The sequence below is a fragment of the Mycobacterium sp. ML4 genome, assembly GCF_054515735.1.
In genome coordinates this window covers 60,632-81,900 of the sequence record NZ_JBTNSY010000021.1, presented here as the reverse complement: position 1 = coordinate 81,900, position 21,269 = coordinate 60,632, and the positions used below count along the sequence as shown (strand labels likewise).

At 65.9% G+C, this 21,269-nt stretch carries 19 protein-coding genes and 3 pseudogenes; 9 read left to right on the top strand and 13 right to left on the bottom strand.

Annotation, left to right across the window (positions count from 1 at the left end):
• Positions 1 to 4: 4 nt before the first annotated feature.
• A pseudogene (locus tag ACX9NE_RS22210) lies at positions 5 to 870 on the bottom strand (hypothetical protein).
• Positions 867 to 1,247, bottom strand: coding sequence for a DUF1801 domain-containing protein (locus ACX9NE_RS22205; protein ID WP_459363228.1), 381 nt, complete (start codon positions 1,245 to 1,247; stop codon positions 867 to 869). Before ACX9NE_RS22205 ends, ACX9NE_RS22210 begins: the two are co-directional and overlap by 4 nt.
• A 71-nt stretch (positions 1,248 to 1,318) precedes the next feature.
• Between ACX9NE_RS22205 and ACX9NE_RS22200 the strand changes: the two genes are divergently transcribed.
• Entirely contained in the window at positions 1,319 to 3,562 is a 2,244-nt protein-coding gene (locus ACX9NE_RS22200) for a molybdopterin-containing oxidoreductase family protein (protein ID WP_459363227.1), read from the top strand.
• Here ACX9NE_RS22200 and ACX9NE_RS22195 read toward each other — a convergent pair.
• The 5 genes from ACX9NE_RS22195 to ACX9NE_RS22175 form a co-directional block, all read right to left on the bottom strand.
• A complete protein-coding gene (locus ACX9NE_RS22195; RefSeq protein ID WP_459363226.1) occupies positions 3,475 to 3,993 on the bottom strand; it encodes a cupin domain-containing protein in 519 nt (172 codons plus the stop codon). The two genes, ACX9NE_RS22200 and ACX9NE_RS22195, sit on opposite strands and share 88 nt — an antisense overlap.
• Positions 3,994 to 4,104: 111 nt before the next feature.
• Positions 4,105 to 5,760, bottom strand: coding sequence for a hypothetical protein (locus ACX9NE_RS22190; protein WP_459363225.1), 1,656 nt, complete (start codon positions 5,758 to 5,760; stop codon positions 4,105 to 4,107).
• Positions 5,757 to 6,776 carry a zinc-dependent alcohol dehydrogenase family protein gene (locus ACX9NE_RS22185; RefSeq protein ID WP_459363224.1) on the bottom strand — a complete coding sequence of 340 codons (1,020 nt, stop codon included), beginning with the start codon at positions 6,774 to 6,776 and terminating at the stop codon, positions 5,757 to 5,759. Before ACX9NE_RS22185 ends, ACX9NE_RS22190 begins: the two co-directional genes overlap by 4 nt.
• Positions 6,777 to 6,783: 7 nt before the next feature.
• Positions 6,784 to 7,683, bottom strand: coding sequence for an alpha/beta hydrolase (locus tag ACX9NE_RS22180; RefSeq protein ID WP_459363223.1), 900 nt, complete (start codon positions 7,681 to 7,683; stop codon positions 6,784 to 6,786).
• Complete coding sequence (locus ACX9NE_RS22175) at positions 7,631 to 8,503, bottom strand: enoyl-CoA hydratase/isomerase family protein (protein ID WP_459363222.1); 873 nt, start codon at positions 8,501 to 8,503, stop codon at positions 7,631 to 7,633. Before ACX9NE_RS22175 ends, ACX9NE_RS22180 begins: the two co-directional genes overlap by 53 nt.
• A 73-nt stretch (positions 8,504 to 8,576) precedes the next feature.
• On the opposite strand from ACX9NE_RS22175, the gene ACX9NE_RS22170 reads away from it, so the two are divergent.
• From ACX9NE_RS22170 to ACX9NE_RS22160, 3 genes and pseudogenes are all read left to right on the top strand, one after another.
• On the top strand, positions 8,577 to 9,968 hold the full coding sequence (locus ACX9NE_RS22170) for an NAD(P)/FAD-dependent oxidoreductase (RefSeq protein ID WP_459363221.1): 1,392 nt from the start codon (positions 8,577 to 8,579) through the stop codon (positions 9,966 to 9,968).
• A gap of 11 nt (positions 9,969 to 9,979) precedes the next feature.
• Positions 9,980 to 10,735 (top strand): acyl-[acyl-carrier-protein] thioesterase, encoded by a 756-nt coding sequence (locus ACX9NE_RS22165; RefSeq protein WP_459363220.1) that lies wholly within the window; start codon positions 9,980 to 9,982, stop codon positions 10,733 to 10,735.
• Positions 10,736 to 11,048: 313 nt separating this feature from the next.
• A pseudogene (locus ACX9NE_RS22160) lies at positions 11,049 to 12,418 on the top strand (HNH endonuclease signature motif containing protein).
• A gap of 105 nt (positions 12,419 to 12,523) precedes the next feature.
• On the opposite strand, the gene ACX9NE_RS22155 reads toward ACX9NE_RS22160, so the two are convergent.
• The 4 genes from ACX9NE_RS22155 to ACX9NE_RS22140 all read right to left on the bottom strand — a co-directional run bounded on the left by ACX9NE_RS22155 (position 12,524) and on the right by ACX9NE_RS22140 (position 14,209).
• The gene (locus ACX9NE_RS22155) at positions 12,524 to 12,691 is read right to left on the bottom strand and encodes a hypothetical protein (RefSeq protein WP_459363219.1); all 168 of its coding nucleotides are present in this window, start codon (positions 12,689 to 12,691) and stop codon (positions 12,524 to 12,526) included.
• 31 nt (positions 12,692 to 12,722) lie between these two features.
• Positions 12,723 to 12,863 carry a hypothetical protein gene (locus ACX9NE_RS22150; protein WP_459363218.1) on the bottom strand — a complete coding sequence of 47 codons (141 nt, stop codon included), beginning with the start codon at positions 12,861 to 12,863 and terminating at the stop codon, positions 12,723 to 12,725.
• An 11-nt stretch (positions 12,864 to 12,874) separates the two neighbouring features.
• The gene (locus ACX9NE_RS22145; RefSeq protein ID WP_459363217.1) at positions 12,875 to 13,105 is read right to left on the bottom strand and encodes a hypothetical protein; all 231 of its coding nucleotides are present in this window, start codon (positions 13,103 to 13,105) and stop codon (positions 12,875 to 12,877) included.
• A gap of 129 nt (positions 13,106 to 13,234) precedes the next feature.
• Positions 13,235 to 14,209, bottom strand: a complete 975-nt coding sequence (locus ACX9NE_RS22140) for an aldo/keto reductase (RefSeq protein ID WP_459363216.1) — start codon at positions 14,207 to 14,209, stop codon at positions 13,235 to 13,237.
• Between the two features lie 140 nt (positions 14,210 to 14,349).
• Between ACX9NE_RS22140 and ACX9NE_RS22135 the strand changes: the two genes are divergently transcribed.
• Entirely contained in the window at positions 14,350 to 15,642 is a 1,293-nt protein-coding gene (locus ACX9NE_RS22135) for an acyltransferase family protein (RefSeq protein ID WP_459363246.1), read from the top strand.
• A gap of 77 nt (positions 15,643 to 15,719) precedes the next feature.
• The gene (locus ACX9NE_RS22130) at positions 15,720 to 16,571 is read left to right on the top strand and encodes a universal stress protein (RefSeq protein ID WP_459363215.1); all 852 of its coding nucleotides are present in this window, start codon (positions 15,720 to 15,722) and stop codon (positions 16,569 to 16,571) included.
• 15 nt (positions 16,572 to 16,586) lie between these two features.
• Here ACX9NE_RS22130 and ACX9NE_RS22125 read toward each other — a convergent pair whose 3' ends face one another.
• Positions 16,587 to 17,237: a TetR/AcrR family transcriptional regulator gene (locus tag ACX9NE_RS22125; RefSeq protein ID WP_459363214.1), complete on the bottom strand. Its 651-nt coding sequence runs from the start codon at positions 17,235 to 17,237 to the stop codon at positions 16,587 to 16,589.
• 90 nt (positions 17,238 to 17,327) lie between these two features.
• Between ACX9NE_RS22125 and ACX9NE_RS22120 the strand changes: the two genes are divergently transcribed.
• From ACX9NE_RS22120 to mhpA, 3 genes are read left to right on the top strand one after another with little or no spacing between them, the layout of a single operon-like run.
• Entirely contained in the window at positions 17,328 to 18,458 is a 1,131-nt protein-coding gene (locus tag ACX9NE_RS22120) for a VOC family protein (RefSeq protein WP_459363213.1), read from the top strand.
• Positions 18,455 to 19,393: a fumarylacetoacetate hydrolase family protein gene (locus ACX9NE_RS22115; RefSeq protein WP_459363212.1), complete on the top strand. Its 939-nt coding sequence runs from the start codon at positions 18,455 to 18,457 to the stop codon at positions 19,391 to 19,393. The genes ACX9NE_RS22120 and ACX9NE_RS22115 overlap by 4 nt, the downstream gene beginning before the upstream one ends.
• On the top strand, positions 19,390 to 20,925 hold the full coding sequence (mhpA, locus tag ACX9NE_RS22110; RefSeq protein WP_459363211.1) for a bifunctional 3-(3-hydroxy-phenyl)propionate/3-hydroxycinnamic acid hydroxylase MhpA: 1,536 nt from the start codon (positions 19,390 to 19,392) through the stop codon (positions 20,923 to 20,925). The genes ACX9NE_RS22115 and mhpA overlap by 4 nt, the downstream gene beginning before the upstream one ends.
• A gap of 4 nt (positions 20,926 to 20,929) precedes the next feature.
• Here mhpA and ACX9NE_RS22105 read toward each other — a convergent pair.
• A pseudogene (locus tag ACX9NE_RS22105) lies at positions 20,930 to 20,995 on the bottom strand (hypothetical protein); the annotation flags it as partial.
• Between the last annotated feature and the right edge of the window lie 274 nt (positions 20,996 to 21,269).

The window sequence follows — 21,269 nt, the reverse complement described above, 5'->3', positions numbered from 1 at the left end:
GCGGTCAGCCGACGACGTCGAACACCGCCGCGGCCGACGTGACCGCCTTGTCGGCATTGCCCTCGTCGTGCAGCAGCATGCGCACTCCGATCCGTCCGTCGCCGCCGGGGTAGGCCGAGCCCTCCACTCGGAACGGGCCCACTTTGCCATGTGACATGAACATCACATGCCAGCTGATGACCTGCAGCCGGCGCCTCCCCGCCACCTCGGTGCCAAGGTCGATCGCCGCCGTCTCTAGCACAACGTGTTGCGGCCCGATGTGCAGCGCCGCATCGGGCGAGGCGTATTCGGCACTCAACGCCGGCAACACCCAGTGCCCGTCCTTCCGCTTGGCTGCCCCGAAAGCCTCCCATAATGGCGGCAACTCGGGTAGTCCTCGATGACGAGCTCGGTACCCGAAACATCCATCCGGTCAGGGCCTTCCGGCGGGATGCCGATGATCGCGCCCTGCCCCTCGTCGAAGGCGATCACCCGATCCGGGTTGTCGGCGTCCACGATCTTGCACCGCCCGTAGCCCATCGTGCGACCCTGGTGGACGATGCCGGAATCCACGATCTCGATGCGGGTGACGTCGTAGCCGGGATCCACGATCTGGACCGAGGCGATCACCGGGTTGGGCACCGCCACCATGTCGGTCTGACAACCCTCCGGCGATGAGATGGCAAGTGGCGCAACCATGATTCCGCCGGCTTCGTTGCGCATGTCGCGGCGGATCGTCACCGTGTTGTCGACCTCGCCGAGGTTCATCGACGAGTGGTTGCGCCCGATGTACCGGTAGCTGAGCAGACCGGTCCAGCGGCGTTGCAACTCGTCCCGGTAGGCGTCGGGGTCGTCGAGCAGCTCTCGGATGTCTCGCGGCTGGCCACTCACTTTCGGGCCTTCTTCGACACGTTCCGCGCTACGGCATCTCGAATGAGCGCCTTCAGCGCCTCGTCGTCGATCGTGTCTTCCTCGTGGAAATCGATTGCGCGACGTGTGTTTCCGTCCAGACTGGAGTTGAACATGCCGGAGGGGTCTTGCAGCGCAGCACCTTTGGCGAAGGTCACCTTGACCACGTTTTTGTAGGTCTCGCCGGTGCAGATCATTCCGTCGTGGTACCACACCGGGACACCCCGCCATTTCCATTCTTCGACGACGTCCGGGTCTGCCTGCTTGATCAGCTTCCGGATGTGCGCGAGTTTCTCGCCACGCCAGTCACCCAGTTCTGCGATACGTGCGTCGATCAGTTCCGACGGTGCATCAGCCATGTCGCCCCCATCTGCATCGCGATACAGTTGCAGGGCCGATTGTAACGTCGATAGTGCTGTACAAAAGGACCATGGGACAACCCTCGGGTGACGCGCACACGGTGTTCACCTTCTGCCGCTACTGCCTGGCCTCGTGCGGCATTGAGGTCAGCGTGGAAAACAACCGGGTGCGCAAGATCTCGGCGGACAAGCAGAACCCGCACAGCTGGCAGGATTTCTGCGCCAAGGGACGCAATGCCGCCCAACTCGTCGAACACCCACGCCGCATCCTCACCCCGATGCGGCGGGTAGCCGACGGATATGTCGAATCAACCTGGGACGAGGCCATTTCGGACATCGCCGCGCGGATGACGGCATTGATCGAGGCGGACGGCCCCGATGCCATCGGCGCCTATTACGGCAACCCGGCGGGATACTCGTCGTCGAATCTGATGTTCATGAACGGCTGGCTGGATGCGGTGGGTACCCAGAACCGTTACGCGGTCGGCTCGGTCGATCAGAACGCGGTGCATGTCGCGGCGGAGGCGATGTACGGGTCGTCGATCATGGTGCCCGTCTCGGACATCGATCACTGCGACTACTTTCTGCTCGTCGGCGCCAATCCCGCGGTGAGCGCCTGGAACTGGCTGGAAAGCGTGCCCGGTGGATGGCAGCGTGCGCTGGCCCGGCAACGGCTGGGTGCCACGATCGTCGTCGTCGATCCGCTGCGCAGCGAATCCGCCGACAAAGCCGACGTCCACATCGCGGTGCGTCCGGGCCAGGACTGGGCGCTGCTGTTGGCGATGGTCAAGGTCATTCTCGACGAACGCCTCGAACACGTCATCGACTGCACGCACCTGACCACCGGCATGACGGCCCTTCGAGCGCTGGCCGCCGAATCCGATCTGGACGACCTGGCGCTGCGGTGCGATGTCCCGCGCCGGCAAATCGAGACTGTCGCAAGAAGATTCGCGACCGCACCAGCCGCCATGGCGGTGACGCGGACCGGCGTGTCACTGCACCTGTCCGGCACGGTGGGTGAATGGCTCGGCCAGGTACTCAACGTCATCACCGGACGCATGGACCGCCCCGGCGGCCGACGGTTCGAACCCGGCTATCTGGACGCGATGAAGCTGGCCGCCGCCATCAAGCCATCGGATCATCGCAGCCGGCTGACCGGCCGCCCGATGGTGGCGGGCGTGCACGCGCTGAGCGAACTACCGGCTCAGATCACCACGCCCGGCCCCGGACAAATCCGTGCCCTGCTGATCAATGCCGGCAACCCGGTGATCTCGGGTCCGCACGGGTCTGCCCTGGATCAGGCCCTGGCCCAGCTCGACCTATTGGTGGCCATCGACATGGTCCAGCGCGAAAGCCACCGCCATGCGCACTGGTTGCTGCCCGCGGTGCACTGGCTCGAGCGCGATGACCTGCTCGCGCTGACCAGCAGTCTGCACGACGAGCCGTACTTGCAATACGGGCGGCGGGCGGTCGAACCACCGGCGGCGGCGCACGAGGCGTGGCGGATTTTCGTCGACCTGACCCTGGCCATGGAGCTCCCGCTGTTCGGCATCAAGGGCGTCAATGCGTTCATCAAGGCGACCCGGCGGCTGGCGCGCGTCACCCGTCGCCCGGCACTGGAATTCTCCCCCCGCTGGATCAACCGACTGCTGATCGCCATGTCACGAAAGGTCAACGGCCGCAAGCTGAAATGGCGCGATGTGGTTGCCAACGAGCACGGCATGGTGCTCGGCCCCCGGGAATACGGCCACTTCAAGGACGCGCTACGTACCCCTGACAAGCGAGTGCACATCGCACCCGCCGCGCTGGTGGCCCGCGCCCGCGAACTGCTCGCCACACCGCCTCCCGAGGCCCCGGGCGAGTACCCGTTCCAGCTCGGCAACCGCCGCCACCGTCATTCGATGAACTCTTTTCTGAACGAATTGCCCGGCCTACACCCCGGCGGCAAGGGCAGCGTCGTGCTCATCCACCCCGCCGACGCGGCCGATCTCGGCATCGCAGACGGCGACCTGGTGCGGGTGCACTCCCCCGTCGACGCGGTCGAGGTGCGGGCCGCACTGAGCGACCGGCCCCGCCGCGGGCTCGTCGTGATGGCGCACGGCTGGGGGTCGCGGGTCTTCGACCCGCAGGGCGCGGCGGCGCCGCAGGTCTTCGGCGTGAACCGCAATCTGCTCGTCGACGGCGAACCCGTGGATCCGCTGTCTCAGACCCCTGCGATGAGTTCGAGCTACGTGGCGGTGGACCCGGTCTCCGCTGATACCCCGACCGACATGACCGAGAGCCGGCACCCATCGGGCCCGGTGCACCAGGCGTGATCGACGCCGGTGACGACTGCGGTGTCGCCAGCTTCCAGAGGGTGGGCCCCGTCATCCAGTATCAGGTCGACCGAGCCCGACAGCACGAGATCGAGGTCCACGGTGTCGGTGTGGTGCATCGAAAAGGCCACGCCCGGGCGGTAATCGATGATCTTCCAGTTGATGGCGCCGGGCGGAACCCCTAGGTCCAGGGTGTCGGCGCCCCGGCCGCCGGGGGCGATCGCGGGGGCAGACGGCGTCGCATAGAGCACGGAGAACAGGATGCCCTCGAAGCCCGGGAAACCGTCCAGCGTGACCGGGCCGTCCTGCACCGCGCACGACCGGCCCGCGGCGTCGACGCCGGTGATCAGCAGCCGGCCGACCGGTGCGGACAGCGGGTTTTGCGACCCTTCCGGCAGTGAAACGAAGTTGCGCGCCGAGTCCTCTGACATGCGCAGTACTTTAGCCGCAGCGCCGCCAACCTCCCGTCATGTTGGACTGGTGGCCTGCACATATGGGAGATCACCTTTGCCGGAGGTCGTCGCTGTGAGTTGACTGTCAATTCATTCGTCACAGCAGGGCGCGACGTCGAGCCGACACGCGCAGGACGCGCGAATCGGCACGTCGGCACGCGCGGCGGCCAGCGCGAGTTGTTGCCCGATGATCACCGCCTCAGTCTTGCGCCCCAGTCGCTGCAGACACTCGTGATAGCCGTGCAGGCTCCACACATTGCCCGGATGCTGGCAACACCGCGCCAGCGTGGGATCCAGCCCGAGATCGGCGGCATACACCGCGGCCGCCTCTTCGACGTGATTCTGCTCGAGCAGCAGCGCGCCGTAAGCATGCCTGGTGGGTTGCATCCAGCCCCACGGCTCGTCGTAGGGCAGCGTGTCGTCGAGCTCGACCGCACGCCGCAAGTGCCGGAATGCCTCCTCGAAAGATCCTTCACGATAGGCGATCTCACCATCGAGCATGGCGGCCGCCACCTCGAGGATGTCGCGGCTGGTGTTGTTGAACAGCTTCCGGGAGTCTGGGATCCGCGCGTACGCCTCGTCGAAAGCGGCGCGCTCAGCATGCGCCCGGGAGAGTTGCCCGGTCGCCGCAAACGCGACGCCACGCCCGTAATGAATCGTCGTCGCAGTGGTGCAGTACAGGTCGCTGTCGGCCGGAAGTGGTTGCGCGACCAGCTCATCCCACCGGCCGAATCGCAGCAGCACGTGGGTCCGCAACGGCACGAACGCCTCCAGCCAGTCGGCCATCGGCGGGGACTGGATGGCGAGCAACTCTGGTGTCAGCTGCGCGGCAAGCTCGTCGGCGGCATCGAGGGCCATGCGCGACTGTCCTTGGAACATTGCCGAATACACGATGAAGTGCAGGTCGTGCGCTCGATACAAGGAGTAGAAGTTCAGCGCGCCCTCGCGGCTGACGAAGCGCCGGTCTGCTTGCACCGCAGCGCGGTTCGCCTGCACCGAACCCCGGTAGTCACCGCAGAGCACGTCGATGTGGCTGGGCATGTGTTGCAGGTGCCCGGCGTCAGGCAGCAGGCCGCGCAGCAGGTCGGCGGCCGGCAGGGCCACCTCCGGGGTCCCTGACATCTCCATGGTGTGCAGGTACAGGTGCAGAATGCCCGGATGTTTGCGACCCTCGGGTCGCGTCAGCGCCTGCTCCAACATCCGACGGGCATCCAGCACGCGTGAGCCCGCGGCGGGCTCGCCGGTGGCGGTGTCCCAAAGCGCCCACGCCGTAACGTTGACGAGTGCGTCGGCAGCCAGGGCTTGCACGTCGATATCGTCCGGGTATGCGGCAGCCAGCGCCGCCATCGCGTCGGCGTAGGCATGACACCCGGCGTCCACGTCGTCGGCGGGGAAGCGGGTTTGCAGGGCGGCAATCAGTCCCTGCTCCACGGTGCTGGCCCGGCCTTGGGTGGCCAGGGCGAGTTCGGCACGGGCGCGGGACAGCGAGGACGCCAGATCAACCGGATCGAAAGCCTCCCACGCCTTGTTGTAGTTGGGCCCCAGCGAATAAGCGATTCCCCACCGCGCGATGGCCAGATCAGGATCATGGTCGAGGGCGCGATCGAAGCAGCAAATCGCTTCTTCGTGATTGAAGGCATAAGCCCATATCAGGCCGCGATCGAACCAAGTTTGCGCTTGCGGGGCAACGGTTTCGACCCGGCGGTGGTAGCTGCCCAGGTCGAAGTACGGCGGCTCGGGGGTCACGGGATGGTGAGCGCGATCTTGCCCACATGTTCGCCGGCCCGCATCACGCGCAGCGCCTCCCCGAGATCTTCCCAGCCGAAAACGTGGCTGATATGCGGCTCGATCCCGGACTTCGCGATCACTTCGCACGCTTCACGGTGGGTGCGCACACTGCCGACGGTGATGCCGATGACCCGCAGGTTGTTCAGCATCACCTCACTGACCGCAATGGGCGTGGTATCGAATCCGCTGAGCACGCCGATGACGGCGATCGTGCCACCCATCCGCGTCGCGTGCAGCGACTGCGCGAACGTGGCGGGCCCGCCAAGTTCCAAGACCAGATCGGCCCCGCGACCGTCGGTGCGGCGCTTGACCTCCACGTCCCAACCCGGGGTGGTGCGATAGTTGATGAGATGCGTTGCGCCCAAATCCGATCCGACTTTGAGCTTGTCGTCCGAGGATGACGTCAAGATGGTGGTGGCGCCCAGTGTCTGGGCCAGCTGAACCGCGAAAAGCGATACACCGCCGGTGCCCTGGGTCGCAACCACGTCGCCGGCTCCGATCCCGGCCTCAACAAGAGCGGCCCATGCCGTGACCGCCGCGCACGGAATCGTCGCCGCTTCGATGTCGCTGAGGTGATCCGGGGTCGGGACCAGTCCGGTGACGTCGGCGACGCGGTATTGCTGCAGCCACCCGTCGCAGGTGTCGCCCGGCACCTCGCGCTTGCCTTCCGGCGTCGGCGGCCCGTCCTGCCAGCACGGGGTGAACGCGCCCATGACGCGTTGCCCGACGTGCATCCCGTCGACGCCGGGGCCTACTGCCACCACCTCGCCCGCCCCGTCGGTCATCGGCACCCGGGGCCAGGGACCGGGCAGCAGCCCCATCAGATTGATGTTGTCGTGGAAGTTCAGGCTCGAGGCGTTGACCTTGACAAGCACCTGTCCCGCCCCGGGTTCGCCGATTGGTCGGTCCTCGGCCACCGGCGCGATACCGGGTCCGTTCATCACCATCGCCCGCTGACGGTCGGGAATGTTCATGCGCCGACTACCTCCTCGTCGATTCGGTTGCGCCACCGATCCGCTCGACGATAATCCGCCGAGCCGCACGGCCTTCCGGGGTAGGAGTCAGCGGGTACACGTGCAACAGTCCCGGCTCCTCGTGGTAATCGATGTCGACGCCCGCGGCCGCGGCCTTTTCGGCCAGTAGTCGCGCGTCGGGGTTCAGGATGTCCCGCGTGCCGCTGAATACGGTCAACGGGCCGAGGCCGGTCAGGTCGGCCGCCAGTGGGCTGACCCGCGGATCGTCGACCGGTATATCGTCTCGCCAAAGGTCGGCGAAGACCTTCAGCGCATCGCGGCCCAGCCACGGGTCCGTCGGCTCGACCGACGCGATGGCCGGGTTGCTCAGCGAAAGGTCCACCACGGGCGAGATCAGGACCGTCCCGGCAATGACCACGCCACGATCGTCGCGCAGCATCAACGTCGCCGACAGCGCCATTTGACCGCCGGCGGAGTCACCTGCCAGATACACATCAGCGTGCTGAGCCGCGATGTCGACGATCTCGGGTAGGACGTCGGTCGCGGTAGCGGACGGCAGCAGCGGGTAGATCGGCACGATCACCGTAGCGACTGCTTGATGCGCGATCTGCGCCACCAATCGCCAATGCTGGCCGGTTATTTCATTGACCCAGGCACCGCCATGCAGATAGATCACGGTAAGTTCGGGCGCTGACGCAAGCGGCGTCAACGTATAGATCGGCCAACCCGATCGATGCTGCAACGTGATGTCCACCTTGGGCCGCAACCGTGGCGGCGGCCCGAACGGGACCGGGTGCGCAGCACGCTGTTCCAGGTGCGCCAGGGCAGTCTGCGCGCTGGCGTACGGTCGATGCCTACCCGTCAGGTGAAGCAGTGCGGGCATCGCCCGGCTTCTCCAGCTGGTCATCGGTCGACCCTATCTCGGGCAGCGGTTCCCACTCCCCTGCCACCGACCCGGCCCAGCGTGGCGGGCGGCGTTGCATAAACGCCTCTACGCCCTCACGCGCATCGGCGCTGCCCATCAGCCGGCGATGCAGCCGCGTTTCCAGTTCGGCGACCAGTCGCGGCGTGTAACCCCTGCTCACCGTGTCCCAGAGCAGTCGCTTGCTCAGGGCTGCCGACATGGGTGCGACGTTGACGGCAATGTCGCGCGCGATGGTCATCGCGTGGTCGAGCACCCGCGGACCGGGCCACGCGCGGGAAGCGACCCCGAGAGTGACCGCCTCGCGCCCGTCGAAGCTGCGGCCGGTCAGCAACAATTCGGCCGCAACCGCTCCGCCCACCAGATGGGGCAGTGTCCAATGCGACATGCAGTCTCCGATGACACCCCGCCGAACCTGCGCCACAGCGTATTTGGCATTATCGGCCACGATTCGGATGTCGGCCTGCAGCGCGATGGTCAGTCCAATCCCGATGGCATGCCCGTTGACCGCCGCGATCACCGGGGTGCGCAGTTCGAATGCGGCGGGGTCGGTCGGCGAAGCACTGAACGTCTGAGGTGACGACTCGAAAGGGCTTGTGGGCGCCTCGAAGTCGGCCCCCACGCAGAAGGTGTCACCGGCGCCGGTCAGCACGATCGCTCGTACTGCGTCGTCGCGGTCACATTCCCGATACGCCTCGTTGAGCAGGGCACCCATCTGCGCGGTGTAGGCGTTGCGCCGCTCCGGCCGGTTGAGGGTCAGCAGCGCGACACCGTCAGCGATCGCGACGGTCAGGTCGGCTCCCATCTCCGCAAACTTACCGGGTTGGTCACCGCTGAAATCGCAGGCACTATCGTGGGCGCATGAGAGAGCAGCCGCAATGAGTGTCCAAACGTTGGACACCGACTACCTCGTCATCGGTGCCGGTGCCATGGGGATGGCCTTCACCGACACAGTCATCACCGAATCCGAAGCGCGCGTCGTCATCGTCGACCGCGCACATCAACCAGGCGGACACTGGACCACCGCATACCCGTTCGTGCGCCTGCACCAACCGTCGGCGTACTACGGCGTGAACTCAAGGACGCTGGGCAACAACACCATTGACATCGTGGGCTGGAACCAGGGGCTGAACGAGCTGGCCCCCGTCGGCGAAGTCTGCGCCTATTTCGACGCCGTCATGCAGCAACAGTTCCTGCCCACCGGGCGCGTCGAATACTTCCCGATGTCCGACTATCTCGGTGACGGCAGGTTCCGCACGCTGGCCGGCGCCGAGTACGCCGTCGAGGTCAGTCAGCGCATCGTCGACGCCACGTACCTGCGCGCCATCGTGCCCTCCATGCGCCCGGCTCCATACGCCGTCGCTGCCGGCGTCGACTGCATTCCGCCGAATGAATTGCCGAAGTTCGGGGCACGGGAGCGCTACGTGATCATCGGTGCGGGCAAGACGGGCATGGATGTCTGCTTGTGGCTACTGCGCCATGGCGTCGCCCCGCACCGACTCACCTGGATCAAGCCGCGGGATTCCTGGCTGATGGACCGGGCGACGCTACAACCCGGCCCGTCGTTCATCAAGCGGTTCCGCGACAACTACGGCGCCACCCTCGAAGCGATCGAGGCCGCCATATCGATCGAGGACCTGTTCGACAGATTAGAAGCGGCCGGCACGCTGCTGCGTCTGGACCCGTCGGTGCGGCCGCGGATGTATCGCTGCGCGACGGTGTCAGAACCCGAGTTCGATCAACTGCGTCGCATCGACGACGTGGTCCGCATGGGCCACGTCCAACGCATCGACCCGACAGCCATCGTGCTCGACGAGGGGGCGATCACCTCCTCACCGTCGGCCCTGTACATCGACTGCACCGCCGACGGGGCGCCGGAACGCCCAGCCACACCGGTCTTCGATGGCAGCCGGATGACCCTGCAGGCGGTGCGCGGCTGCCAGCAGGTGTTCAGCGCCGCGTTGATCGCGCACGTGGAATTCGCCTACGACGGCGACGTGGTGAAAAACGAACTCTGCGAACCGATTCCGCACCCCGACCGCGACGTGGACTGGCTGCGCTTGACCCGCTCGGACCTGCGAAATTTCGCGCGCTGGCTCGACGATCCCGCGCTGACCGACTGGCTGAGCTCGGCACGGCTTAATCTACTCGCCGATCTGCTACCGCCCTTGTCGCACAAGCCAAGAGTCCGCGACCGGGTGGTGTCCATGTTCCAGGCGAAGCTGAACACGGCCGGTGAGCAGCTGGAAAAGCTGCTCGGTGAAGCCTGAGAGGAGTCCGCGTGCCAGGTAATCCCGAACTGGATGCGCCTCTCGTCGCTCTTCCCGACCAGGGATACGTCTACCAAACCGGCTGGCGGCTGGCCACTTCGGACATAGACGCGCACCGCAGACTGCGCCTGGACGGAGTCGCGCGCTACATCCAGGAGGTAGGAGCCGAGCATCTGGCCGACGCCGGCCTGGTTGAGGTCCACCCACACTGGATCGTGCTGCGCACCGTGATCGACGTGCTGGAGCCTATCGTGATTCCCAGCGACATCACCTTCCGCCGCTGGTGCGCGGGATTGTCCAGCAGATGGTGCGACATGCGGGTGCAACTGGAAGGCGAAGACGGCGGACGCATCGAGACGCAGGGGTTCTGGATATGCATGAACAAGGACACGCTGACGCCCTCGCGGCTCACCGACGACTGCGTCGACCTTTTCGGCAGCACGACCGACAATCATCGGCTCAAGTGGCGGCCGTGGATCACCGAGCACGTGCAGGTCGGGACCGACACGCTGTTTCCGCTGCGCCGCACCGACATCGATCTCTTTGAACATGTCAACAACACCGTCTACTGGCACGGCGTACACGAAATACTCGGTGAGATTCCCGAACTCGAAAACAACCCATACCGCGCCGTGCTGGAATACCGAAGCCCCGTCAAATACGGCGAACCGCTGACCATCCGCTCCGAACGCACCGGTGACGCGGTCCGCATCGATTTCACCGTCGGCGAGGACGTGCGGGCGGCAGCCCTGGTCCGCAAGATCTAGTGAAAATCGACGGTGCCGGCGGGGCTGTTGCGACGATGCCGATGCCACCGAGGAGCGGATGCGTCACGGCTTGTATTGGCCGGGTGATCTGTCGCCGACGGCCTGGCCGCGGTGTGTGCGGATCAGCGCCGCGCTGCCGCCGAGCGCCACCAACGAGATCCTCGTACGGGAGCTCATCGCGCAGGGTCCCAGCGCGGGGGACGGTGTGCTGTGGTGGTGGCGTGTTCGCGGTGAGCGAAATATTCTGTGGGGCTTGATCTGTCGGTGTTTGGCCGACCCGGACTTGTCGGTGCCCCTTCGTAGAATTTGGGGTATGGCCGTCAGTTCGCGTGAGGAGATCGTGGCGGTCTTCGATGCCCTCGATGCGGTGGCGGAGCGGTTGGGTGCGTTGAGTTTTGATGCGCTCACCACGCGGGAGTGGATGCGGGCGTTGGAGCGGTTGGAGACCGTGCAGCGCCGGTTGCGCACCCCGCGGCATGGGTTAATCAACCAGTTGGCCGCCCAGGCCTGCGAGGAAGAACTCGGCGGCAAACTGGGTGCGGCGCTGGCCGAGCGGCTGCGGATCACCAAAGCCGACGCCAACCGGCGCTTCGCCGAAGCCCACGAACCTGGGCCCGCGCCGGGCACTGACCGGGGAAGTGTTGGCGCCGTTGTTGACCGCCACCGCCGCCGCCCAACACGCGGGCCGCATCGGCGATGTGGCGGTGACGGTGATCCGCGACTTGCTCGCCCACCTACCCACCAGCGTGGACCCGGGTACCCGCGAGGCCGCCGAAAAAGATTTGGCCGCCAAGGCCTGCGACTTTCGCCCCGAGCAGGTAGCCACGTACGCCCACGAGGTGATGGCGTTGCTGCACCCCGACGGCGACTACACCGAGCAGCAACGCGCCCGCACACGCGCCCTGGTGATGGGCACCCAGGACTACGACGGGCATGTCACGCATCACCGGGCTGATCACCCCCGAACTGCGCGCCCTGATCGAAGCCGCCTGGGCGAAACTGGCCGCCCCCGGCGCGTGCAACCCCGAGGACGAGAAGCCGGTCATCGACGGCACCCCCGATGAGCAGACCGCCCGCCGCGACACCCGCAGCCAACCCCAACGCCAGCACGACGCCCTGCTCACCGCCATCCGGGAACTGCTCGCCGCCGGCACCCTGGGCACCCACCACGGCCTACCCGTCAGCGTCATCGTCACCACCACCCTGCAGGACCTCGAGGCCGGCGCCGGGCGGGCCCGCACCGGCGGCGGCACCCGAATCCCGCTACCGACACTGATCCGCTGGGCCGCCCGAGCCCACCACTATCTAGCGGTCTTCGACGGCGCCAAACCGTTGGCGCTATTTCACCCCCACCGCTTCGCCAACCGGGCGCAGCGAATGATGCTGCTGGCCAAAGACGGGGGCTGCACCCGACCCGGCTGCGATACCCCCGCCTATCACTCCCAGGCCCACCACGTGTCCGGGTGGACCACCACCCACTACACCGACATCGCCGACCTGACCCTGGCCTGTCCCCCCGATAACCGCCTCGCCGAAAAAGGCTGGATCACCCGCACCAACGCCAAAGGCGACACCGAGTGGCTCCCACCCGCCCATCTGGATCACGGACAACCGCGAATCAATACATTCCACCATCCCGAAAAGCTGCTCGCACCCGACGACGAGGACGACGAACCCGATTGACTCCCGAACGCGCCGGGCGCTTTCCGGTGATGACCGGCGACCGCAATCGCTCGGGCTCCCCGGCCGAAACCAGGTCGGGCAGGGCGTCGGCGATCGCGTTGACCCTCAGGTCGCGTTCCGATACCGCCGACACCGACGAGTGGGCCTGCGCAGGATGCTGCACGGGTAGGAGTCATCGAAGTGGGCGGAGCCATAGAACATCTCATCGGCGGTGGTGAAGCGGCGGTGGGCCTTGAACAGCTCGCGCTGCTCGGGGAAGTCGTTGCGCGCCATCATGTCCTGCGTGATCGAATTGCGGGTCGTCTCAAGGGCCTGCGATGGCCAGCCTCACCACGAGCATCCCGAATTCGGCGTCGGTGAGCCGGTGCCCGTCGGCGTCGGCGTGGATCAACGTCGTCACGATGTCGTCGCAGCGCTCGCCGGCTTTGTGCTGCGCCAATTGCATTGCATACCATATCATTTCGGATGCCGAACGCAGCCAATCGTGGGCGGCGAACTCCGGGCCGTCTGATTGGACCAGTCGAACAGCTTGCCGCGATCCTGGGCCGGCACCCCGAGCCACCCGGCGATCGCCTGCAACGGCAATTGGCAGGCCACCAGCCTGACCAAATCACCCGAACCCTCAGCGGCCGCTCGTGCGGCACTACGCCGCACGTGCTCGGCAAGATCGGCGCGTAGCCGCTCCACGGCGCGGGGGTGAACCTGCGCGGTGCACCGGTAACCGATGCGCGTAGATGTCAAAAGCGGCGAAATCGAATCCCGGCGGCACGTTTGGGGCGGCCATCGCGCGGCTCCCTGGAGGCTCCTCGGGGCAGGCTAGTCGCGGTCAATCCATCTGAGTTGCGCGGCGCTGTGGTGCTCGCCCGCGGCCGGCGTCAAGCCGTCGAGCCTGGCCAGGTGCTCGGCGGACAGTTCGACGCTGTCGGCTCCGAGGTTCTCCTCAAGCCGCGCAACGCGTTTGGTTCCCGCTATCGGAACGACGTCGGGTCCCTTGGCCAGAAGCCAGGCCAGGGCGACCTGCGCCGGCGTAGCGCCGGCATCGCCGGCGATGCCGCGCAGCTCGTCGGCACTGCGCAGATTGTGCTGGAAGTTCTCGGCGGCGAAGCGAGGATTGGTCATGCGATAGTCGGTATCGGGTAGGCCTTCGGTGGAGCGTATGGCCCCGGTGAGGAAACCGCGGCCCAGCGGCGAATACGCGACGAACCCGATTCCGAGTTGGCGCAACGTCGGCAGCACGGCATCTTCGGGGTCGCGAGTCCACAGTGAGTATTCAGACTGCACAGCGGTAATCGGGTGCACGCCGTGGGCGCGCCGGATGGTCTGCACCCCGACTTCGGAGAGACCGATGTGCCGGATTTTGCCCGCGTCGACCAATTCCGACAACGCTCCCACCGTTTCCTCGATCGGCGTAGCGCGGTCGAGACGATGCTGATAGTAGAGGTCGACGTGGTCGGTCCCCAGTCGTTGCAGTGAACCGTTCAGGGCGATACGGATATTGGCCGGACTGCTGTCGGCGCCGTTGCGGCCGGTGTGGGAGATCATGCCGAACTTGCTGGCCAGCACCACCTGATCGCGCCGGCCCCGCAACGCACGGGCGAGCAGCTCCTCGTTGACGTAGGGACCGTAGACCTCGGCGGTGTCGATCAGTGTTACGCCGAGATCCAGGGCGCGATGCACGGTGCGGATTGACTCGGCGTCATCGGTGCCGGCGCCGGCGTAGGCCGCCGACATGCCCATGGCGCCCAGGCCGAGCCGCCCAACCTCCAGGTCGGCGAGTCGGGCCGTTCTCATCGTTGCCTCGGCCTCATGGACGTCGCAGCCGTGGCCTCATGGACGTCGCCGCCTTGGCCTCATGGACGTCGCCGCCTTGGCCTCATGGACGTCGCCGCCTTGGCCTCATGGACGTCATTGTGCCGGGTACGCTCGCGCTGGTGGACCATCGGGATGCCCCTCGGCCGGCCCGTAACGTCGCGGTCGATTTCCTGAGGGGTTCCGGGGTCATCCTGATCGTGTTGGGACATTGGTTGGCGTCGTCGGTGACGTACCGCGACGGGCGCTTCGGCCGTCAGAACCCGTTGGTCGATCAGCCTTGGACGCAGTGGTTGACGTGGGGCTTTCAGGCAGTTCCGACATTCTTCATGGTTGCCGGCTATGCGACTGCGGTGTCCTGGGCGCACCGGCGCGGCGACGACGGAGTGTCGCAGCAGGACTGGCTGCGACGCCGTCTGGCGCGGGTTCTGGGACCGACGACGGTATACGTGGCGGTGGTTCTGGCCGCGGTGGTGGTTCTAAGTGTCACCGGCGTGGCCGGCTCGGTGCTGCAGTACGCGGGTTGGGCTGTGGCCATGCAATTGTGGTTTCTGGCGGTGTATGTGGTGGTGGTGTCGTCCACCCCTGTCGCGCTGGCCGCCCAACGCCGGCTCGGACTCTGGGCACCGCTGGCGCTGGCCGCCGGAGCGGCGGGCGTCGACGTCGCGACCGTGGTGTACCACGTGCCCTACGTCGGTCTGTTGAACTACCTGTTGTGCTGGGGCGCCTTCTACCAGCTCGGAATCGCCTGGCATGCAGGGCATTTGGCTGGGTTGCGGCCGGTCCTGCTGATTGTGACGTCAGGGACCGCGCTGATGCTTTTGATCGTCGCGGGGCACTACCCGGTCAGCATGATCGGTGTACCGGGCCAGCAGGTGCAGAACACGACCCCGCCGACGGTGGCGCTGCTCGCCTTCGGCTGTACCCAGATCGGTATCGCCGTCACACTGGTACCCGCGCTCAACCGTGGGCTGCGCTCCCCGTTCCGGCGGCGGGTGGTGTCTGTGGTCAACGACAATGTCATGGCGCTATACCTGTGGCACATGGTGCCTGTGGTAGTCGTGGCCGTCGTCGGCTACCCGGCCGGGCTGTTTCCCCAACCGGCGGAAGGAACCGCGGATTGGTGGCTTTTCCGGTTCGCGTGGATCGGGATTCTGATTGTGGTCACCGCCGCCGAGATCGCGCTGCTGTATTGGGGACGAAAGTTCTTCGCCGCCCCATTGCGCGTGCTGGAACAGCCGGTCACCGAACGCTGGGCCGCATCGATGTTGTTGGTGGGAGCGACGATGACGACCTACGGCCTGGCTCGCTTTGCCGCTGACGGATTCGCCCCCGACGGGCAGTTCCCCTGGTTGAGTGCGCTGCTATTCGGCGGAGGAACGGCGCTCGTCACCGTTAGGGCCAGAAGACCATGACATCGGTGACCTCTGCCTCGTTGAAGGCATGCCATCGGCTCCCTATCCTCCGAGGCGGAGCGGAAGGAACCGGTGGCATGTCGAACCACAGCACCCGGCTGGGAATCGTCGTCGGCGTCGACGGCTCTCCCGGCTCCCGCATTGCCGTCGAGTGGGGCGCTCGCGACGCGGCACTGCGCGGCGTGCCGCTGACTCTGGTTCATGCGGCCCGAACGCGCACTCAGCGCGAGCGGGGGCGACACGTGCTGGACAGGGCGTTGCAGATCGTCGGCGAGCAATGCCGTGTGCAATGCGAAATGCCTGGTGCGACGCCCGTATTCGCGTTGACCGACCTGTCCGAGCAGGCCGATCTGGTAGTCGTGGGCTGCCTCGGCACCGGCACCTTGCGCGGGCGCCACCTGTGTTCGGTCAGCTCGACACTGATCCATCACGCGCACTGCCCCGTCGTGATCATCCACGATGACGTCAAGCTGACTCCCGAAAGCCTCAAGGCGCCCGTGGTGGTGGGGATCGACGGCTCGCCCGAGTCAGAACTGGCGATCGCGATCGCGTTCAACGAAGCCTCATTACGCAAAGTGGGCCTGACCGCCGTGCATGCCTGGCAGCCCGTCAGTTTCTTCGATGACATCGTTAGCTTCCCCGGCGCGGGTTACCCGGCACTTCGGGCACGCGAAGACGAGATCATGGCTGAGCGGCTGGCGGGGTGGAGCGAACAATACCCGGATGTCGCCGTTCAACGAGTCGTCGCACGCAATGATCCAACCCCCCAACTCGTCGATTGCGCCAGCACGGCCCAGCTTGTCGTGGTGGGCAGTCACGGCGCAGGCGGCTTCGCCGCGATGTTGTTGGGCTCGGTGAGTGCGGGCGTGGTGCTGCTGACTCACGTGCCGATCGTCGTGGCGCGAGCGTCGCTGGCCAAGACGCGCTGACACGTCGGCCGTGGACTAATCCGCGGCGAACTCGGGCAACGGCCGTTGGCAGATGGCATGCGCCTCCTCGGCGCTGAGCCCGAACAGCCGCAACACGTGCTCGGTCGCGACGTCGGCGGCCGCGGCGCCGTCACGCGAGGGATCGTTGCTCAGGAGCGCGCCGAGTCCCAGCAGCGCACCACCGGCCATGGCCAGTGAAAATTCCGGGTCTTCGGTGTCGAACCGCCCGGCCGCGGCGGCCGCCTTGATGTCCCGCAGTGCGCGCGGCGCCAAACCGCGATCCGACCACAACAGCGCCGGGCCGTTGGCCAGCAGGATCTTGCTTTCCTGAGGACGCTGACGGAAGAGCCGGCCGGTGAGCCGGAAACTGGTCGCGAAGGTCTCCGCGGGATCTTCGATCGCCTCGGTCAGCCGGTCCAGCAGCGCGCCGTGGGCGTCCAGCACATCGGCCACCGCGGCCTCGAACAGCTGCTCCTTGCTCTCGAAGTGGTTATAGAACGAGCCCATGCCGACATCCGCAACCTGCGTGATTTCCAGAACGGGAACGTTCAGCTTGCCCTCGGCGATCAACCGCTGGGCGGCCTTGACCAGCGCCGACCTGGTGCGCTGCTTCCTGCGCTCCAATCTGCTGTCACTTGAGGTCGTCACCACAGCAGTATGCCTCATATTTGAGGATTTCGTCAGAAACTCTTGACGACGCGTCGCACCTTATGTGACGATTTCGTCAGTTACTCATGGGAGACGGTGATAATTGTGATGGGATCCCCGACGGACGCGCACCACGACTTGCACAGCGAGCGGGGCGCCCGGCCCGGCGAACATTCCGGTCGATCCCGAAATCCGGTGATCAAAGTCGCCGACCTGGCCTGGTTGGAGTTCGAGAAGCCGGATCTCACCCGTTGTGAGGCCTTTGCCCGGGCCTTCGGCTTTCAGACTGCCCGACGCGGTGTCGACGAGCTGGCACTGCGCGGCACGGACGCGGGAGCTCCCTGTGTCATCGTGCGACGCGGGCAGCGGTCACGATTCACCGGCGTCGCCTTCCGCGCCCGTGACGAGGTGGATGTGTTACGACTGGCCGACAAGTCCGGCGCACCGACCCGGCCTCTGCCGGAGACCATCGGCGGCATCGCCGTCGACCTCATGGACCCGACGGGCACTCCGGTGCGGGTGGTCGCCGGCATGCACGACCTGCCGGCTCTACCAGGCCAACAGCCGCCAGTCTTCAACTTCGGACCAACTGTGCTGCGGACGAACGCTACTCAGCGTCCGCCCCGTGTTCCGGCCCGGGTGCAGCGCCTCGGCCATCTGGTGCTGCAGTCGACGAAGTATCTGCAATCACTCAACTGGTATCTGGACACCCTCGGGATGATCGTCAGCGACTTCCAGTACTTCCCCGGACAGCGTGAGCGCGGTCCGACCATGAGCTTCATCCGGTGTGACCGCGGATCGACGCCGGCCGATCACCACACCCTGGCGTTGGCACTCGGCCCGGCAAACCGCTACCTGCACTCTGCCTACCAGGTCAGCGATCTCGATGCGCTGGCCGCCGGTGGCGAATACCTCGCCGAGCGCGGCTACGTCCGATCGTGGGGAATCGGCCGACATATTCAAGGCAGCCAGATTTTCGACTACTGGCGGGATCCCGACGGCTTTCTGGTGGAACACTTCACCGACGGAGACATGTTCGACAACACCCTGGAACCCGGCTGGGCGCCGTTGACCGCGTCCGGGCTGGCTCAGTGGGGACCTCCAGCCACTCGTGACTTCCTGGGCACCGACGCGAAGTCGGCGCGCCAGGAGATGATTTCCATGATCGGTGCGCTCCGCCAGCGCAACGAATTCGACTTCAACCGCCTGATCGGTCTGCTGAAAGTGGCTACCAAATGACGATTTCCGTACTCCGCACCAGCGATGGCTGGTGGGTCGAGACTGCCGCCGGAGCGGCCAGAATTGCCACTGCGGCGGCCAGCACCGGACAGTTGCTGTCCGACCGGAGCGCGCTCGAGGCCGCCCGCAGCAGCTCCGCCACCGTCCCGGTCGACACTCTGGAACTGATCTCGCCGGTGACCCGACCGTGCCGCGTGGTCGCACAGATGACCAACTTCGAGTCACATGTCAAGGACGCGGGCATGGACCCGGCGTCGATCCCGCTGACCTTCTTTCGGAAGGCGTCCGCCTCGATCTGCGGACCGTTCGCCGACATCGTCAAGCCCGCACACGTTCAGCTGCTGGACTACGAGGTGGAGATCGGGCTGGTGATCGGGCGCCCGACAGTCGTCGGGACCAGCATCTCGGACTCCAACCTCGCCGACTTCATCGCCGGCCTTGTCGTCACCAACGACGTATCGGCGCGCGACATCCAACTCCCGCAGACGCAATTCTATGAAGCCAAGTCATATCCGACGTTCACCCCCGTCGGCCCGCGGTTGCTGTTGCTCGACGCGGATGAGCTCAGGCGCTTCGGCGACCTGCGGCTGCGACTGCGGGTCAACGGCGAGGAGCGCCAAAATGCACTCGTCGAAGGCGACATGCTCTACCGGCCACTGCAAGCACTGCAATCACTTACGCAGTTCCAGGAGCTGGCGCCCGGTGACCTGATACTCACCGGGACTCCGGTCGGCACCGCGTTGAGCGCCCCATCGAAACCGGTGGAGATCATCGGAAATCTGTTACCGCCCGCGGTCAAGTGGAAAGCGTTCTTCAAGCGACAATCCGGTAACCCCAAGTATCTGCAGGACGGTGACATCGTGGAAGCCTCGGTAGCCACCGATGACGGGGCGATCGATCTCGGCACGCAGCGCAACCTCGTGCGATACGCATGAGTGTCAACGAGATTCGGCAGCTTCCGGTCGTGATCGTCGGGGCGGGACCGACCGGGATCGCCGCCGCCACCCTATTGGCACAATACGATGTGCAGACTCTGATCCTCGAACGCTGGCCCGGCGTGTACCCGCAGCCGCGGGCGGTACACCTCGACGACGAGATCTACCGCGTGATAGCCCGATTGGGCATCGCGGACGAGTTCGCGGCGATCTCGCGGCCCGCCCTCGGACTGCGGCTGCTGGACCAACGGTTCGACGTGTTGGCGGAATTCGATCGCGATCCGGCCCACAGCGCACACGGCTACCCGCAGGCAAACATGTTCGACCAACCCGAGTTGGAGGGGTTACTGAGGGCAAACCTCAAGCGATATCCTGCCGCCGAGCTGCGCGAAAATGCCGACGTCACCGCGATCGCCGCACACGGCAACCGAACACGCGTCACCTTCACCGACCGCGCCGATGGCACCGTTCATCAGGTCGACGCCGACTACCTGTTGGGCTGCGATGGCGCGAACAGCTTGGTTCGGACTCAAATCGGTTCCAGCATGCGGGATTTGAATTTCAAGCAGCGTTGGTTGGTCATCGACGTCGCGACCGCGGCAGACCTCCGGCAGTGGGACGGCGTGTATCAGATGTGCGACCCGGCACGGGCGGGCACCTACATGCGCATCGGCGAATCCCGCTACCGCTGGGAGTTTCGGTTACTCGACGGCGAGACCGCGAGCGATTTCGGCACCCTGGACGCGCTGCGCCCGCTGATTTCACCCTGGACCAGTCACGTTCCGGACAGCGACTTGAGCTTGCTGCGAGTCGCCGAGTACACGTTCCGAGCGCAGATCGCCGATCGATGGCGCCGCGGCAGCATCTTCATTCTCGGTGATGCCGCACACCTGACTCCCCCGTTCATCGGGCAAGGCATGGGCGCGGGCCTGCGCGATGCGATGAACCTGTGCTGGAAGATCGCCGCGGTACGTAACGGGGCGCTGCCGCCGCGCGTGCTCGACACCTATCAGCAAGAACGTAAACCACATGCCCGTCAACTGATTCGGTTGGCACTGATGGTCGGCTGGTCGATGACCGGCGGCGGACGTTTGGGCGATCTGACCCGCCGCGCCGTGCTGCCGCGCCTCGGCCTGATTCCGGGCCTGCGCAATAAGATCCTGGACTCCGCCACGCCTGCTCTGCACCGCTCTAGTCTGGTGCGCAAATCCCATCTGCCCCGGCAACTCGCCGGAACGCTATGCCCGAATCCGGTGTTACCCGACGGCCGGCGACTGGACGACATCGCGGGGCGTGGCTTCGCGATCGTGACCCGAATTCCTTTGGGAAGTAACGCCGAGACCACGCTGCGCGAACGCAATGTGGCGATCATCATGCCCGCCCGCAACGACCCCCTGGACGCCTGGCTTCGTCGGGGCGGGGCGACGGCTGCACTCGTGCGTCCGGACCGAACGGTTATGCGCGCCGGTCGTGATGTAGCACGCGTGGCCGCGTCGGCTGCAACACTGCCAGCACTGCAAACGTGTCAGTAGCCGGCACGCCCTTGGGGTAACCGGCGCGGGCGAAATCCACGGCCTTCGCAATGGCACGGCCTAGGGGCATGTCTCCTCCTTGCGCGATTCAGCCCGGCATTCCCGCTATCCGCCGATCCAAACATCGACACCTGTCCGTGAAGCGCGAAAACGACCGACAAAAACCAACTTTCACGTCCTGGACTGGGGTGACCCAGCCCACAGGTTTGAGGACGCAGCGGTTCGGAAACCCTGTCGTCGCGGGGGCTTCAGGATGAAGCGTAATGACGCGGATCAATCCTGCCCCTGTTGGCTGAGCGCAATCGAGCGAAGCGCGAGGTCGCCATGCAAGTGAGCAAGTAGTG